Source organism: Chryseobacterium sp. KCF3-3, from assembly GCF_045865955.1.
Classification (GTDB): domain Bacteria; phylum Bacteroidota; class Bacteroidia; order Flavobacteriales; family Weeksellaceae; genus Chryseobacterium.
This window is the reverse complement of the sequence record NZ_AP035792.1, coordinates 1,050,855-1,066,600: the sequence shown is the minus strand read 5'-3', so window position 1 is coordinate 1,066,600 and position 15,746 is coordinate 1,050,855. Positions and strand designations below refer to the sequence as shown.

Sequence of the window (15,746 nt, the reverse complement as noted above, 5' to 3'; positions counted from 1 at the left end):
TTGAAAACTTTATTTCTATCATTGATAAAAACAATTTGACTGGTGACTTTTATCACCTATTTTTGAATTGAGAACTCAATAAGTTTGTTATATCATAATTTAATTCAAATTGTATATGACAAAAACTCTCTTATTTTTGTCAATGTTTTCTTCAGGTCTTGTCTTTGCACAGGAAGATCTGCTGAAAGATATTGACACTGTTAAAACCAATACAGAAACCTCACAACCCGCCTTCAAAGCCCTTCAGATTGTAACAGGACAATCTACAAAACTAGCCGCCAAAAAAGAATGGTACATGATTGTTGCCCATAGATTTGGGGACATAAGTGCAGGATTTAAAGACTTTTTCGGACTGGATAATGCTTCCACCAAATTAGGCGCTATCTACGGTATTTCAGATGCTGTTTCGGTAAGTCTGTCCAGAGAAACAAATATGAAAACCTTTGAAGGTGCAGTGAAATACAGACTGGTACAACAAAGTGAAAACTTTCCGGTGGATATTGTGGGGTATAATGTAATGGGCGCCAATACTGAACTGGATAAAGATACTTATCCACACTTAAAATTCAGTGACAGGCTTTCTTACCTTACACAGGCATTGATCTCAAGAAGATTCAATGAGAAGCTTTCTTTACAGCTTACTCCTTCCTTTGTTCATAAAAATCTTTACGAACCTACCATTGAAAACAAAAACCAGTTTCTGGCAGGCTTGGGAGGACGCTACAAAATCTCAAAAAGAGTTTCTGTGAACGCAGAATACTTTGTGAATTTCGACGATCACAGTTTTTATAAAAACCCACTATCATTAGGGGTAGATATAGAAACAGGAGGACATGTGTTTCAGCTTTTACTCACGAACTCCCAGATAAATTCAGACATCGGATATCTTACCAATGCTACAGGAGCATGGGGAAAGGGACATATTTTCTTTGGGTTTAATCTTTATAGAGTTTTTTAATATGAAAAAGCTAACATCCTTATTAGTATTGTCATCAGCAATCATACTGATGGCTTGTGACAGCAGAACGTATGAAGAGATTTCTGATAACACACCTATCACGGCACCTGTAAAATATACAGCAGATGTAAAACCCATTATGGATAACAGCTGCGCAGGCTGTCATTCCGCAGGAAGTTTTAAACCTCTGGTTACCTATGATCAGGTAAAAAATAATATTGACGGAATTCTGGATCGTATCCAAAGACCTAATGGTGATCCGGAGAAAATGCCAAAGGGAGGATCTCTATCTGCAGCTCAGATCAATATGTTTATCAAATGGAAAGCTGACGGATTAAATGAAAATTAAAAAAATTGATATGAAAAAATTAGCATTATTAAGCGTATTACTCCTTTCTGCCGGTTACGCTTCAGCACAGAAATATAGTTCCAAAACAGGGAAAGTGACTTTTGAAGCTTCGGTACCTCTGTTTGATGATATTTTTGCTCAGGATGATAACAATGTTGTCATTCTCAATGCAGATAATGGTGAAATGGCATCCGTTTCAACTGTTAAAAACTTTCATTTTAAAACAAAATTAATGGAAGAGCACTTCAATGAAAGTTATGCTGAATCTGCAAAATATCCGAAAACTACTTTCAAAGGAAAGATTGTCAACTTTGATAAAACGAAGCTTACTGCAAGCCCTCAGAAATATACGGTGCAGGGAACATTAAACTTTCATGGAGTAGACAAAGCCGTTACCTCTGCTGCCACTTTATATGCAAAAGATGGAAAAATCTATATGCAGGGAGGCTTTGTAGCAAGACCTGTAGATTATAAAGTGACTATTCCCAAAATGGTTACCAAGAAAGTGGCTGAAAATGTCAATATCGAATACAACTACATAATGGTAAAACAATGAGAAATATAATCTTACTATTAGGATTGTTCCTGAGCTCATTAGTATCTGCTCAGGAAAAAGCTAAATCAATATTTGATATTGCAAGAAGTGGGACTGTGACTGAAGTACAGGATTTGATGAAACAAAATCCGGATGTGATTAATCAGATCAATGAGAACGGATTTTCACCCCTTATTTTAGCATGTTACAGAGGGAATACTCCTGTTGCTGAATTTTTAATTCCCCGCGTTAAGAACATGAATTATGCAAGCGGAGAAGGAACGGCTTTAACGGCTTCTGTATTTAAAGGAGATAAAAATCTTACTCAGAAATTATTACAGAACAAGGCTGATCCAAATGTAGGAAACAGCAGTGGAGTAACTCCATTGATATATGCTGTTCAGTCCCAAAACAAAGAAATGGTTGAACTGTTACTAAAAAATAAAGCCAATAAAACATTATCAGATAAACAGGGAAAAACTGTTTTTGAATATGCTTTATTTTCTAAAAATCAAGATATTATTAACCTATTAAAAAATTGATCATATGAAATTAAAAACTACACTTGTATTATTGATCGGATTTTTTGCTTTTTTAAATGTAAAAAGTCAATATTCGACAGGAACTGTGCCTCTTTTTTCTACACCTGGAGGAACAGATTTGGCTTATTCAGTTAAGATAGACCTTAGCCCTTCTTTAGTTACCCTTACCCTTGTTGGTCCTTCTACAGGATGGCTTGGAATGGCTTTTAATACCACAAATATGGATGATATCGGAAAGGATGTTGTAATCTTTGACGGAACGAACTTAAGTGACAGAACATTTAATGGACAGGGTGTGGTTCCGCCGTTGGATGGAACTCAAAACTGGACGGTAACATCCAACACGGTTGCAGGAAGTGTCCGTACTGTAGTTGCTACAAGAGCTTTAAACACAGGAGATGTTAATGATTATGTCTTTACAGTTCCTCCTACAAGTCCTCTCAACGTTACTTATGGACGCAGATTATCAAATTTTACGATTGGTTATCACGGTTCTAACAGCTGTGGTACTACAGCTCTTAATTTTGCTGCTACTCTAGGAACTAGTGAAACAGCTTTAGAGAGCAAGAAAATAGTTCTTTATCCAAACCCTGCTAAAGAAACTGTAAGTTTAAAAAATGCGGATAAAATAAAATCTGTAGATATTTATGAATCTGCCGGAAGAAAAGTAAGATCTGTAAAACTTGAGGGAGAAAGTATTAGTATCAGAGATTTAAAATCTGGTATTTATTATTTTGAAATCACATTGAAAGATGGAACTACATCTTATGAAAAATTGATTAAAGAATAATTTTTCAGAAAAAACACACCTAAATATTTTTTTAAAACAGATACCTCTGATCTTTCAGGGGTATCATTTTTTTGTTAAAGTCCCAATTTCAGGGAGTTTGCTTTAAAATTCATATATTTGTGTAGATCCTGATTCTTAACAAAAGGAAGTTTCCTGACTTTACAATTTTTTACGACCAATGGAATTTAAAACGTTAGCTAATATCACAATAGATGAACTTTTATCCGTGTTCAATCATTCATTTTCTGATTATGTTGTTCCTTTTCACTTAACGAAAGAAGTACTTGTTTCAAAAATTGCTGCAGAAAAATTAGATATGAATTTGTCTGCCGGAGCATTTGAAGATGGAAAACTGGTAGGCTTTATTCTTCAGTCTGAAAAAATTGAGAATGGTGAGAAAATTATTTACAATGGCGGAACAGGAGTCGTTCCGGAAAGCAGAGGTAAAGGCCTGGTAAGAAAAATGTACGATTTTATCATTCATGTTTTAAAAGAAAGAAATGCCAATACATTATTGCTTGAAGTGATTGAAGGAAATCAGTCTGCTATCAGAGCTTATGAAAATTTAGGATTTACAATTGTCAGAAGACTGCTTTGCTTTAATGGAAATATTAAACAGGAAAAAGGGAATATTGAAGTATCCATACGAGATTTGAAAGACTTTCAATGGAATGTATTATGCTCATTCTGGGATATTGAACCTTCATGGCAAGGATCTGTTTTCGTATTGGAACCCATGCCGGAAAACTATGAGACTTTAGGTGCTTATAAAGATGAAAATCTGGTCGGATATATTGTTTACGGTCCTGCTTCAAGAAAAATATATCAGTTTGCTGTAGATAAGAATTACAGAAATCAGGGAATAGGTACAAAGCTGTTTAATGCGATTAGAGAAAAAAATAACGGACAGGCTGTAGCCTTGAACAATGTGGATGATTCCTCAGAAAATACCGCTATGTTTCTTAGCAAAAGAGTAGGGCTGAACAACTGGCTTTCACAGTTTGAAATGAAAAGACCTATTTAACAGCGATTAATTTTGACTCAAACAAAATAAGAGGTTTTAATATACTTTTAATCTCCTAAACTTTTCAGGCAGAAGTATAGGATGTAACTTTGCAGAAAATTTTAAAATAATGAAGCGAGGAATCCATTTTTTACTGCTGCTAATTTCCTTTACGGCTTTTGCACAGCAGGCAAATATTGATACTGCCCAGGTAGTTATCCCGGGAAGGCAAAACAGCACGGAAGCACAGTCAAAACCTTATGTGATCATGATATCAACGGATGGTTTCCGTTATGATTATGCTCAGAAATACAATGCTGAAAACCTTTTGAAACTAGCTAATGATGGAGTAAAGGCTGAAGCAATGATTCCAAGTTACCCAAGTATTACTTTCCCAAACCACTGGAGCTTAATTACCGGACTTTATCCTTCCCATCATGGTTTGATTGATAACTTTTTCTACGATTACAAGAGAAAAGAAGGCTATGCAATGAGCAGCAAGAAAAATGCTGAGGATGGAAGCTGGTACGGGGGAACTCCGCTTTGGGGACTTGCTGAAAAACAGGGAATGGTATCAGCCTCTTTAATGTGGGTAGGATCTGCCAGCGATGCAGGAGGAGTGCGACCTACTTATTATTATCCTTATCACGAAAAATTTACCCCTTCAGAAAAAGTAGAAAAAGTAGTTAACTGGCTGAAATTACCGGAAGATAAAAGACCTCATTTTATTTCATTGTATTTCCCGGAAGTAGATGGAAGCGGGCATCATTATGGTCCGGATACCAAAGAAACGGAAAATGCTGTTCATCTGATAGACCAGGCCATTGGCGATCTTGCTCAGAAAGTAAATGATTTAGGGTTAAAAAATGTCAACTTTGTTTTTGTTTCCGATCACGGAATGATTAAAGTAGACGGAGGTACACCGTTGGAAATTCCTGCTGTTCTTTTTGATAAAAACAGATTTGATTTTTACAATTCCCAAACCTTGCTGAGAGTTTACGTTAAAAATCCTGATGAGGTAAAAGCAGTTTACAAAGAACTGAAAGCCAAGAAAACAGATGACTATGAAGTTTATCTTGACAAAAAACTGCCTAAATATCTGCATTTCGCCACAAGAGATGACCAGTATAACAGAATAGGACAGATTCTTCTGATCCCGAAAGCACCAAAGATTTTCCTGGAGAAAGGTAAGAAATCATCAGTGGGGAAACATGGTTACAATCCTAAAGTGGTATCGGAAATGAAAGCCACTTTCTTTGCCTGGGGACCTGAGTTTAAAAACAATCTGGTGATCAGCGAATTTGCCAACATCAATGTTTATCCTTTGGTTGCTGAGGTTTTAGGATTAAAAATAGATCAGCCAATTGATGGAAAACTGAAAGTTTTAAAAGAAACGTTGAAAGAGAAAAAATAATCTGAAGATTAAAAAAATAATTAGATAAAGTAGTTTCGGCGCACCAAAGGTGCGCCGAAACTCGTTTTATAAATTGACTTAGGAATTAAAAGCGTTAAAAAAATAAGTTTTGTGAACGTTAAGAAAATTCTACTGTTTGAAGCGCGGGAATTAAATTCGATACTAAATTAATAGTGAATCCGCGCAAGTTTAGAATTTTTAGAGAACAAAAATTATTTTTAGCATTTTAATTCCAGTCTTGAACTTTTGTTTCTTTTGTTTCAAGACAAAAGAAATTAAAATCTAGGAGAAAACTCCTTTGCAAAATCTTCTAATTTAACACTTCCTGTAACCGGAGAACCATGATCAATAAAATCCTTCTGTACAACACCAGTTCTTATTCCTCTTCCCATTTCAACATACAACTTAGCCATATCTTCAGGTAATCCTGCCTGAAGCATTCCGTTTAAAGAATCTTCATCAGAGAATTCTACCCATGGAAGCTCAGGTTTATCAACAGAAGTTCCCAGAACTTTAGCAAAGTCAGAAGCTTTTCTTACGTCACTTACAATATATCTGATAGTGTTGGTATTTTCATCTTTTACCAGTTCTTCAGCAGCTGCTTTGGCAATATCATTAGGGTGTACAATGGGTACTTCAATATCTGCAGGATAATTTCCTCCAATGATTCCAGCATTTTGAATTAAAGGAATATCATTGAAAAAATTGTTATAAAAATATCCGGCTCTTAAAAAAGTAAAAGAAGTGTTCTCTACTTCATTATATATTTTTTCAATATTGTGAAGCCCTGCAATCGGGCCATTTTCTACAGGAGATTCAGCACCAACGCTGCTTAACATGACAGCTCTTTTTACATTGGCATTTTTTAAAGCTTCAGCATAATTTTTTCCGGCATTGGTTGTGTTTTCCACAATTTTATCCGGGCTGATTGCTGGAGGAGTCATTACAAAAACAGCATCCGCTCCTTCGAATGTTTGGGTTAAGAACTGAACGTCTGTAATAGACCCTATAGCTGGCGTTGCGCCCAGAGATTCAATATCCTGTTTTCTGGCATCGCTGCTGCTTATTACAGTAATATGATGTCCTTCGGCAATTAACTGTTGTGCTAATGGTTTAGCTACATTTCCTAGTGATCCTGTGATTATAATTTTCATATGTAAATATTTTTTTATTTCTGGGAACAAAGTTATATTTGTACTTACTTTTATACAAGTACTTACCCTAAAGTATGTAGATATGACAGCTATCAAAGAAAGTTCAACTATTCAGGAGAATAAAAAAAACGTGCAGGATTGTCCTGTAATGTACGTTATGGAAAGAATTGGAGGATTCTGGAAACCGATTATCCTGTTTAATCTTTCCACAGGAGAAAAAAGATACAGTGAATTGAAAAAAGCAATTCCTGCCGTAACGGAAAAAATGCTTATCCAGCATTTGAAACAGCTTGAAACAGACGGACTCATTATCCGAACAGCAAAACCTGTGATACCTCCACATGTTACCTATAAGCTGAGCGAAGCAGGGAATGAACTGGCTCCTGTGATTGATGCGATGGCTGCATGGGCTTTTCAGGATATGGAAAGAAATGATATCAAATGTGCTGAAGGAAATAAATATATTCTGAATCAGGATCAGAATGCTTTTAGCCAAAACCTGAAAAAATAAAAACAGGCTCTTCAATCCGAAGAGCCTGTTTCTGTTAATATTCTATCAAAGAATTATAAAGACTGCATATCAATAACGAAACGGTATCTTACATCGCTTTTCAGCATTCTTTCATACGCTTCGTTGATGTCCTGCATGTTGATCATTTCAATTTCCGAAACAATATTGTGCTCTCCACAGAAATCCAGTAATTCCTGAGTTTCCGCAATACCACCGATTACTGAACCCGCCACTGATTTTCTTCCCATAATCATAGGAACTGTATTCAGTATAGGTTCTAAACCTCCAAGATATCCTACTAGAACATGAGTTCCATTGATATTTAAAGTAGCCACATACGGATTAACGTCATGTACATAAGGAACTGTATCAATAATCACATCGAATTTTCCTTTTACAGAATCCATTTGTGATTCATCCGTAGAAATCACTACATGATCAGCACCCAATTGTTTTGCATCTTCAGTTTTCCCCGGAGTTCTGGAGAATAAGGTAACTTCAGCTCCCAGTCCTTTTGCCAGTTTAATTGCCATGTGACCAAGACCTCCCAAGCCTACAACAGCTACTTTAGAACCGGGGCCTACATTCCAGTGTTTTAAAGGTGACCATGTAGTAATACCTGCACAAAGAAGTGGAGCTACTGCGGCCAGATCAAGGTTTTCAGGTACTTTTAAAACGTGGTGAGAATCCACTACTACTTTTTGAGAATATCCTCCAAAAGTATGACCTCCCAAATGTTTATCCTTTCCGTTGTATGTTCCGGTGAAGCCATTCAGGCAATATTGTTCAAGATCATGCTGACAGCTGTCGCAGTGTCCACAAGAATCTACAATACATCCTACACCTGCAAGATCTCCAACTTTAAATTTGGAAACTTCACTTCCCACTTTTGTAATTCTTCCTACAATTTCATGTCCCGGAACTACAGGATACAAAGATCCGCCCCAGTCGTTTCTTGCGGTATGAAGATCAGAGTGGCAAACTCCACAATATAGAATTTCAATCTCTACATCTTTTGCGGTTACCTCTCTTCTCTCAATATTCATTTCTTTCAGATCTGCCGTGGTAGACTCTGCACCATAAGCTTTTACTGTGATTGTACTCATTTTTATATTTAGTTTATTTAGGGTTATATATTATTATATTCTTCATCCGTGACAGGCTCCATCCATTCTATAATCCCGTTTTGAGTATTAGTGTTAATGGCAATATGGGTTAAATCATTATCAGGAGCGGCTCCATGCCAATGGATAACATCAGGAGGAATATTAACAATATCTCCAGGGTTTAAAATCTGTACAGGTTTTCCTTTTTCCTGATAATATCCTTTTCCTGCAGTTACGATTAAAATCTGTCCACCTCCGTGTGAATGCCAGTTATTTCTGCATCCAGGTTCGAAAATCACATTCCCGATCTGGCAGTTCAGGTTGTCTTCATTGGGTTTCAGAATATGAACCCATGCTATTCCTCCAGAGAAATAATCTGAAGGAGCCTTTTCCCCTTTCGGAAAAATGTTGGTATTAAAAGTTTCCATAACGGTACAAAAGTCGAAACTTTCACTTAAACAAAACTTATACAGATTACCGAATTACTTACCAATTTTACCGACATCATTTTAGTTACAAATGAAAGTGGTAATTTTGAATAGTAATAAAAATATACTTCATGGAAAATCAGGAGGTTGAAATCTATAATACGGTAACAGAATATAATAAAATGGCGAATCATGAAACCCTGCATCCGCTGGTAAGTATCATTGATTTTTCCAAGTCTGATCCTATTTGCCAGTATAGAAGAAAATTTGGGTTTTATACCGTTTTTCTGAAAGACGTCATGTGTGGAGACATGCAGTATGGAAAACACAGCTACGATTATCAGGAAGGAACATTGGTTTTTATTGCTCCCGGTCAGACCTATGGAATTTATAATAAAGACAGATTTGTTCAGCCCGCAGGTTTTGCTCTGATTTTTCATCCGGATTTAATAAAAGGAACCAACCTAGGGAAGAATATCAAAGACTATTCATTTTTCTCGTATGATGTACATGAAGCTCTTCATCTCTCAGAAAAAGAAAGGGAGGTGGTGCTGGATTGCTTTAAGAATATTAAACTGGAGCTGGGGCAGGCCATTGATAAACACAGTAAATCTTTAATTGTTAATAATATTGAGCTTTTTCTGAATTACTGTATGCGTTTCTATGACCGTCAGTTTATTACAAGAGATCATATCAATCAGGGAGTCATCGGGAAATTTGAAAATCTGGTAGATGATTATTTAAAATCTGAAAATCCAAAAAATATAGGTTTCCCTATGGTGAACTACTTCGCAGAAAAATTGAATCTGTCTGCCAATTATTTCGGAGATCTGATTAAAAAAGAACTGGGAATTTCCGCACAGGAATTTATCCACAATAAGCTTATCGATATAGCCAAAGAACAGATTCTGGATCAGGCAAAAACAATCAGTGAAATATCCTATGATCTGGGCTTTAAATATCCACAGCATTTTACGAGGTTGTTCAAAACTAAAGTGGGGATCTCTCCGAGTGAATATAAAATCCTGAACTAGTTTTTTCAACACGAATAGCACTAATTTTTATCACAAATGACACTATGATAATGAGTGAATATTGGTGAGATTTGTGTTTAAATAATTAAATTTAAAGAGAAAAGTTTTCACAGTTTTAAAGATGACACCCAATCAGCAGAATACCACTATTTTCGAAACCCGTTTCGGAAAAATCTTAGCATTAAAAGAAAATGGAATTATCAGAGCCAGAAGTATCCGCTATGCCCATTCTGAAAGATTTAAAAAACCAGTTGCTGCAGAAGCTTCCTTATCTTCCATAATTATTTCTCCGGAAAAAACTCCGGTCTGTCCGCAGACTTTAAGTCCGCTTGTAGAAAAAATGATTGGAACGACACCTGTTGAAAGTTTCGAGCCTGATGAATCTACCCAATACCTTTCCATAACCCGCCCGGAAGTCATTTCTGAAAATGAAAAACTTGCTGTTGTAGTCTGGATTCACGGAGGTTCTCATGAAATAGGCTGTGGAGATCTTGCCACTGCCAATCCAGGAGAATGGGTGAGGGAGCAACATATTATTGTAGTTACTGTTTCATATCGGTTAGGATTATTTGGTTTTTTAGGTGGCGATGAAAAAAGACCTGCTAATCTTGGTTTACTGGATATCATTGAAGCTTTAAAGTGGATTAAAAACAATATTGCAGATCTGGGAGGTGATGAAAATAATATTACCCTTCTCGGGCAGTCTTCAGGAGGGGATGCTATTGCTCATTTAATGATCTCGGAAGGAGTGGAGGATTTATTCCAGCGTGTAATTATCCAGAGTGCTCCCTTAGGATTACGTCATAAAAGACAGAAGATGTCGGCAGAATTTCTGAAAAAAACAGAATTTTTGAAAGATGATCCAGATGTTTTAAAAATGATGGATGGATACGGAAAATTTGTACCCTCTGTGATAAGATACGGTTTGAAAGCAGCAATGCCTTTTGGAACTCAGTACGGACATTTCCCTTTGTGTAAAGAAGAAGAGTCTGTAGATATGTGGAAAAAAAATGCTCAGAAATACGATGTCCTGATTGGTTTAAATAATGATGAAACGGCATTTTATCTTAAAACCTCAGAAGCTTTAAATAAATATTTCGGAAAAGGATTCGGTTTAAAAATTATGGATAAAACGGTGGAAAAAACCACAGCATTGATCTACGGAAATCCAGCCAGGCAGTTTGCTCAGAATCTGGCGGATGCAGGAGGAAATGTCTATCTCTTCAGAATTCATTCAAAATTGAAAGATAATCATATTGGTGCACCGCATTGTATTGACCTTCCTTTAATTTTCGGGAATGAATCAGCCTGGAAGTCTTCCGAATTGTTGAAAGATATTCCCTGGAGCCGTATTCATGAGAATGGTAAAAAGCTGAGATTCCTCTGGGCTGAATTTGCCCGCACCGGAAAAATATCCGACACCTCTGAAAGACCGGAAATTCTGGAACTCCGAAAAATGTAGCTCCATCCATATCTATCTATCAAATTTCTAATCTTAACAAATATCCCAACTGAAGACGTAAACATTCCCATCCTTTGGAGGGGTGGCAAAAATTCAAAGAATTTTTGACGGGGTGGTTCATCATATTCTCAATATTTATCTTTAATAATGAAAATTATATATACTAAATCTAGTAATTGATACTGAATATTTATTCATAATTATGATTTTTAATGTATATTTAATAACTAAACCATAAAAAATAACAATTATGAAAACGCACAAAGAAATCAAAGTAAAAAAACTGAACCGTCAGGAATTAAAAAGTTTAAAAGCAGGAGATTTAAATTGGGGTAAAGTATGCTGTACTTCCACAGAAGATGGTCAATGTTGTGAATGGGCTATCGATGTTTGGAATTGTAGATATATTTATTGCTAAATTAAAACTTGCTGATAAAATGATGACCCTTGTCAAGGTTTTAAACCTTGACAAGGGTTTCTGGTAAATTGATATCACTCAGGAATCCAAACGCTTACATTTCCCGCCGGAACAGGGAAATCTCCCCATCCGTTTTCATCAATCGTTACTTTTTCTTTGAATCTTTTCAGCAGATCTTTGAATTTTTTTCCGGCATACAACGCTCCCATTTCCATAGGTTTGTTGTAAGAATCTTTATTGCTCAGAACTACGGCACATCCTGTATGTTCATCATCTCCCGTACGTACCCAGCCGAGACAATTGGCATCCTCAAAATAATCATGCTGATCACCATAAGCATGATCTTTCCTCGCTTTTAATAACTCTTCAATGCCGTCTATTTTAGGCATAAATATTTCCTGATCATTACCCTCTCTGTCTTTATCCACATAATGAGCTCCATAAAGATCGGGGTAAAATACACAAGGATATCCGTCTTTTCTCAATAGAATAAGAGCATAAGCAATAGGTTTGAACCAAGGCTCTACGGGAGCTTCAAGATCCTGCAAAGGCTGCGTATCATGATTGGCTACCAAGCTTACAGAATGCATAGGATCTGCCTGAGTAAGGGTTTCATCAAAAATTCTTCTGAGATCATAAGAATCACCTTCTCTGGAAGCTGTATGAAAATTATTCTGTAACGAACTGTCGAAAAGACTCATGCAGCCATCTGTTACTTCTATATACTTTTGGAGCAGATGAAGATATCCCGGAGCCCAGTATTCTCCTACTGCGAAAATATTTTTTCCGGAATTGGAACGAAGCAGCGTAAGCCATTCTTTGTAAAAATCAAAAGAAATATGTTTTAAAGCATCCAGTCTTACCCCATCAAAATCGGTCTGATCAAAATACCATTTTGCCCAGGTATTGAGCTCTTCCCGAACAAAAGGATTCCGGTGCTCAATATCATTATACATCAGGTAATCATAATTTCCCTTTTCATCATCAATCATTTCCTCCCAGTCATTTCCGTATTCTGACTGTATTTTATAAATGTGAGAATCCATTCCTTCAGCATAATCTACACCGCTGAAACAGGTGAAATTCCATTCAAAATCTGAATATTTTTTTCCTCTGCCGGGAAAGGTGAATTTCGTGTAAGATTCTATTTCGATAACATCGGAAATCACTTTTTCCCTGTTTTCCTCATCTACTTTTACCACTTTGAATTTTTCCAGTTCATCACCTCCGGCTTTATGTCCAAGAACGATATCTACAATGATCTGTATATTTTGTTTCTTTAAGGCTTTAATGGCTTTTGTATAGTCGTTTTTTGTACCGTATCTGGTAGGAATGGTTCCTTTTTGATCAAATTCTCCAAGATCATAGAGGTCGTAGGCATCATAGCCAATAGAATAACCACCATTTGTCCCTTTGTAGGCAGGAGGAAACCATACAGAAGTAATTCCAAGTTTTGCTAAATATCTGGCCTGCTTTTCGGCTTCTTTCCACAATTTTCCGTCTCCTTCAGAATACCAGTGGAAAAACTGGATCATGGTTGGGTTCATAGATTTGCTGATTTGGTAGATACAAGTTAGCAAAAAAATATCACCTATTCATTTTCGAATTCCTCAAACGGGATTTTTAGTTGAACGGAAACCTGCTTTTTTTCTTCCGTATTAAGGTGGGAGAGAGACAATCCGAGCAGGCGGACAGCTTTATCAAAAGGACGAAGTTCCCAAAGTTTTTTTCCGGTGTTATAATACTGTTCGGGCGACGAAAAATAATTTTCCCTAGTGATGCTTCTTGTGAAAAGAGAAAAGTCTTTGTATTTTATTTTTAACGTTAAAGTTCTACCAAGAATATTATGTTTCTGTAGCCTTTGATGAATTTCCTCTGCAAGGCTTTCCAGCTTTTCATTGATTTGCTGTTCATCTAAAAGATCTTCAAAAAAAGTTCTTTCCACGGCCACACTTTTCTGAATCCGATGAGGTTTTACTTCAGAAGTATGAATTCCGCGTACCACATTATAATAATGATTGCCAGACTTTCCGAAAAGTTTGATCAGATCTTCAAGCGATCTTTTCTTTAAATCTTTTCCTTTATAAATTCCTAAACTAAACATTTTGTTAGCCGTCACTTTTCCTACACCATAAAATTTCTCCACAGGCAATTCTTCCAGAAAATGCTCCATTTTATCAGGATGGATGGTTTTCTGGCCGTTCGGTTTATTAATATCGGAAGCTACTTTAGCTAAAAATTTGTTGACGGAAATACCTGCTGAAGCTGTTAATCCTGTTTGTTCAAAAATTTTCTGACGGATTTCTTTGGCGATGAGGTTGGCAGATTCCATTCCCTTTTTATTTTCGGTGACATCCAGATAAGCTTCATCCAGAGACAGAGGTTCTACCAGATCCGTATATTCATAGAAAATTTCCCGGATCTTTTTGGAGATCTCTTTGTATCGGGCAAATCGGGGAGGAACAAAAATAAGATGGGGACATTTTTCTTTGGCTGTTTTACTGGGCATTGCAGAACGGACACCAAATTTTCTGGCTTCATAGCTTGCGGCTGCCACTACACCACGATGCTGCCCGCCTACGGCTATTGGCTTGCCCTTCAACGTAGGATTATCATGCTGCTCCACAGAAGCATAGAATGCATCCATGTCCACATGAATAATTTTACGAAGAGGCAAAGAAAAATCCATATGCAAAGATATGGATTCCTTTATTGACGGTAAATTTTTTATATGATGGAAGTTTGAAGTTAATGAGGGCTATATGGAAATTGATGACCTGTTTATTGAAAATTAATTAAAAAAACTCACAGGCTATTCTTGGTACATAAACTACTTCCAGCTTCAATCTTCCCGCTTCCTGCATTTTACGCCTTCAGTCTCATGGTGAGAAGATGAGGTTCAAAACCTGCTTTTTCATACGCTTTTATGGCAGATTCATTTTGTGCGTAGACATCAAGTCTTACCTCGCTAATTCCTCTTGATTTTGACCAGGAAATAAGTTCATCAGTAATCACTTTATTGATTCCCTTTCCTCTGTGTTCAGGCTTTACATACATAAAACCGAGATAGGCATATTCTTTAAACTGATAATAATCTTTTGCTGCTTTCTTAATCAAAGCATATCCTGATGCAATGATTTCATTATTCTCTTCGGCAACAATTACGGTAGCTTCCGGAGATTGTATCAGATGTTTTAAATCATAATAATGAATCTCTCCTTCAATCAGGGTACTGTTGAACGGTCTTTCGGCAGTAACAACTCCCTGTTCAAATTCTAAAAGGATTGCTAAATCCTGTTCTGTGGCTTCTCTTGTGATCATGGTGATATCTATCTGAAATTTTAAAACTCATTGAAAAAGTTAATGATTCCAATGAGTTTTGTATATTTTTTCGGATTAAAATAAATGACAGTTATTTTAAAAGCTTGTCTATGGTTTGCTGAAGTTCAGGATCTTCGGGAGATATTGCGTAATATTTTGCAATAGAAGATTTCTGGTCAATTACCATATATCTTGGAATCCAGTTAAGATCTATATAGTTATTAAAATCATTTTTCCAACCTGTAGAAAACCAATAGTTTTCTTTGTGTTTCATATCAAATCTTTCAAGACTTTTTTCAAACCCTTCTTTTGAACGGTCTAATGATAGAAATACAAAATCAATATTCTTGTTATTTTCTTCTAATTCCTTAGCTTTTGGAAGCGCATTTAAGCAATCTCTACACCAGCCCGCCCAGAAATCAATTACTAAAACTTTTCCTTTATGCTGATTCAGAATTTGCTGGATGGTAATGGTTTTCCCATCTTCATCTTCCAGTTTCTGTTGTAAAGCTTCTTTTGAAAATCCTGTTTTCAGGACCGTTGGGACTTTTTGTGAATAGCTTATCCCAAAAATACCCATCATCAATAGTAATATCAACTTTCTCATCTCGTACAATTTCATGGGTACAAATCTAAACAATGAATGGCAATCTGAGATTGATTTCTTTGGAATTAGTAAAAATTTATAATATTGATGGATTCTATTAGGAAGGAGAGTGGG

18 protein-coding genes are annotated in these 15,746 nt (G+C 36.3%); 11 read left to right on the top strand and 7 right to left on the bottom strand.

Features of this window, described 5'->3' with window-relative positions:
* Positions 1-115: 115 nt before the first annotated feature.
* The 7 genes from ACKTTZ_RS04765 to ACKTTZ_RS04735 all read left to right on the top strand — a co-directional run bounded on the left by ACKTTZ_RS04765 (position 116) and on the right by ACKTTZ_RS04735 (position 5,591).
* Complete coding sequence (locus ACKTTZ_RS04765; RefSeq protein ID WP_034693210.1) at positions 116-958, top strand: DUF5777 family beta-barrel protein; 843 nt, start codon at positions 116-118, stop codon at positions 956-958.
* A gap of 1 nt (position 959) precedes the next feature.
* Positions 960-1,307 (top strand): hypothetical protein, encoded by a 348-nt coding sequence (locus ACKTTZ_RS04760; RefSeq protein ID WP_034693212.1) that lies wholly within the window; start codon positions 960-962, stop codon positions 1,305-1,307.
* 10 nt (positions 1,308-1,317) lie between these two features.
* Entirely contained in the window at positions 1,318-1,863 is a 546-nt protein-coding gene (locus ACKTTZ_RS04755) for a YceI family protein (protein WP_253316230.1), read from the top strand.
* Entirely contained in the window at positions 1,860-2,384 is a 525-nt protein-coding gene (locus ACKTTZ_RS04750; protein WP_407847614.1) for an ankyrin repeat domain-containing protein, read from the top strand. Before ACKTTZ_RS04755 ends, ACKTTZ_RS04750 begins: the two co-directional genes overlap by 4 nt.
* A gap of 4 nt (positions 2,385-2,388) precedes the next feature.
* Positions 2,389-3,174: a T9SS type A sorting domain-containing protein gene (locus ACKTTZ_RS04745; RefSeq protein ID WP_407847612.1), complete on the top strand. Its 786-nt coding sequence runs from the start codon at positions 2,389-2,391 to the stop codon at positions 3,172-3,174.
* Positions 3,175-3,352: 178 nt separating this feature from the next.
* Positions 3,353-4,198: a GNAT family N-acetyltransferase gene (locus ACKTTZ_RS04740; protein ID WP_407847610.1), complete on the top strand. Its 846-nt coding sequence runs from the start codon at positions 3,353-3,355 to the stop codon at positions 4,196-4,198.
* A gap of 109 nt (positions 4,199-4,307) precedes the next feature.
* The gene (locus tag ACKTTZ_RS04735) at positions 4,308-5,591 is read left to right on the top strand and encodes an ectonucleotide pyrophosphatase/phosphodiesterase (RefSeq protein ID WP_407847608.1); all 1,284 of its coding nucleotides are present in this window, start codon (positions 4,308-4,310) and stop codon (positions 5,589-5,591) included.
* Positions 5,592-5,866: 275 nt separating this feature from the next.
* On the opposite strand, the gene ACKTTZ_RS04730 is transcribed toward ACKTTZ_RS04735, so the two are convergent.
* Complete coding sequence (locus tag ACKTTZ_RS04730) at positions 5,867-6,745, bottom strand: NAD(P)H-binding protein (protein ID WP_407847606.1); 879 nt, start codon at positions 6,743-6,745, stop codon at positions 5,867-5,869.
* A gap of 82 nt (positions 6,746-6,827) precedes the next feature.
* Here ACKTTZ_RS04730 and ACKTTZ_RS04725 point away from each other — a divergent pair, with 82 nt between their 5' ends.
* Positions 6,828-7,256, top strand: a complete 429-nt coding sequence (locus ACKTTZ_RS04725; protein WP_407847604.1) for a winged helix-turn-helix transcriptional regulator — start codon at positions 6,828-6,830, stop codon at positions 7,254-7,256.
* Between the two features lie 53 nt (positions 7,257-7,309).
* Here ACKTTZ_RS04725 and ACKTTZ_RS04720 read toward each other — a convergent pair whose 3' ends face one another.
* Together ACKTTZ_RS04720 and ACKTTZ_RS04715 are read right to left on the bottom strand one after the other, a co-directional pair.
* Entirely contained in the window at positions 7,310-8,362 is a 1,053-nt protein-coding gene (locus ACKTTZ_RS04720; RefSeq protein WP_034696203.1) for an NAD(P)-dependent alcohol dehydrogenase, read from the bottom strand.
* A gap of 23 nt (positions 8,363-8,385) precedes the next feature.
* Positions 8,386-8,790 carry a cupin domain-containing protein gene (locus tag ACKTTZ_RS04715; protein ID WP_407847602.1) on the bottom strand — a complete coding sequence of 135 codons (405 nt, stop codon included), beginning with the start codon at positions 8,788-8,790 and terminating at the stop codon, positions 8,386-8,388.
* 131 nt (positions 8,791-8,921) lie between these two features.
* Here ACKTTZ_RS04715 and ACKTTZ_RS04710 point away from each other — a divergent pair, with 131 nt between their 5' ends.
* The 3 genes from ACKTTZ_RS04710 to ACKTTZ_RS04700 all read left to right on the top strand — a co-directional run bounded on the left by ACKTTZ_RS04710 (position 8,922) and on the right by ACKTTZ_RS04700 (position 11,704).
* Positions 8,922-9,824: a helix-turn-helix transcriptional regulator gene (locus ACKTTZ_RS04710; protein WP_034696201.1), complete on the top strand. Its 903-nt coding sequence runs from the start codon at positions 8,922-8,924 to the stop codon at positions 9,822-9,824.
* A gap of 121 nt (positions 9,825-9,945) precedes the next feature.
* Positions 9,946-11,286 carry a carboxylesterase family protein gene (locus ACKTTZ_RS04705; protein ID WP_407847600.1) on the top strand — a complete coding sequence of 447 codons (1,341 nt, stop codon included), beginning with the start codon at positions 9,946-9,948 and terminating at the stop codon, positions 11,284-11,286.
* Between the two features lie 250 nt (positions 11,287-11,536).
* A complete protein-coding gene (locus ACKTTZ_RS04700; RefSeq protein ID WP_156106453.1) occupies positions 11,537-11,704 on the top strand; it encodes a hypothetical protein in 168 nt (55 codons plus the stop codon).
* Between the two features lie 74 nt (positions 11,705-11,778).
* Here ACKTTZ_RS04700 and ACKTTZ_RS04695 read toward each other — a convergent pair whose 3' ends face one another.
* The 4 genes from ACKTTZ_RS04695 to ACKTTZ_RS04680 form a co-directional block, all read right to left on the bottom strand.
* Positions 11,779-13,251 carry an alpha-amylase gene (locus ACKTTZ_RS04695; protein WP_253317307.1) on the bottom strand — a complete coding sequence of 491 codons (1,473 nt, stop codon included), beginning with the start codon at positions 13,249-13,251 and terminating at the stop codon, positions 11,779-11,781.
* Positions 13,252-13,295: 44 nt separating this feature from the next.
* Positions 13,296-14,393 carry a DNA polymerase IV gene (gene dinB, locus ACKTTZ_RS04690; RefSeq protein WP_034696198.1) on the bottom strand — a complete coding sequence of 366 codons (1,098 nt, stop codon included), beginning with the start codon at positions 14,391-14,393 and terminating at the stop codon, positions 13,296-13,298.
* 176 nt (positions 14,394-14,569) lie between these two features.
* Complete coding sequence (locus ACKTTZ_RS04685) at positions 14,570-15,025, bottom strand: GNAT family N-acetyltransferase (RefSeq protein ID WP_034696197.1); 456 nt, start codon at positions 15,023-15,025, stop codon at positions 14,570-14,572.
* Between the two features lie 91 nt (positions 15,026-15,116).
* A complete protein-coding gene (locus ACKTTZ_RS04680; RefSeq protein ID WP_034696196.1) occupies positions 15,117-15,632 on the bottom strand; it encodes a thioredoxin family protein in 516 nt (171 codons plus the stop codon).
* Between the last annotated feature and the right edge of the window lie 114 nt (positions 15,633-15,746).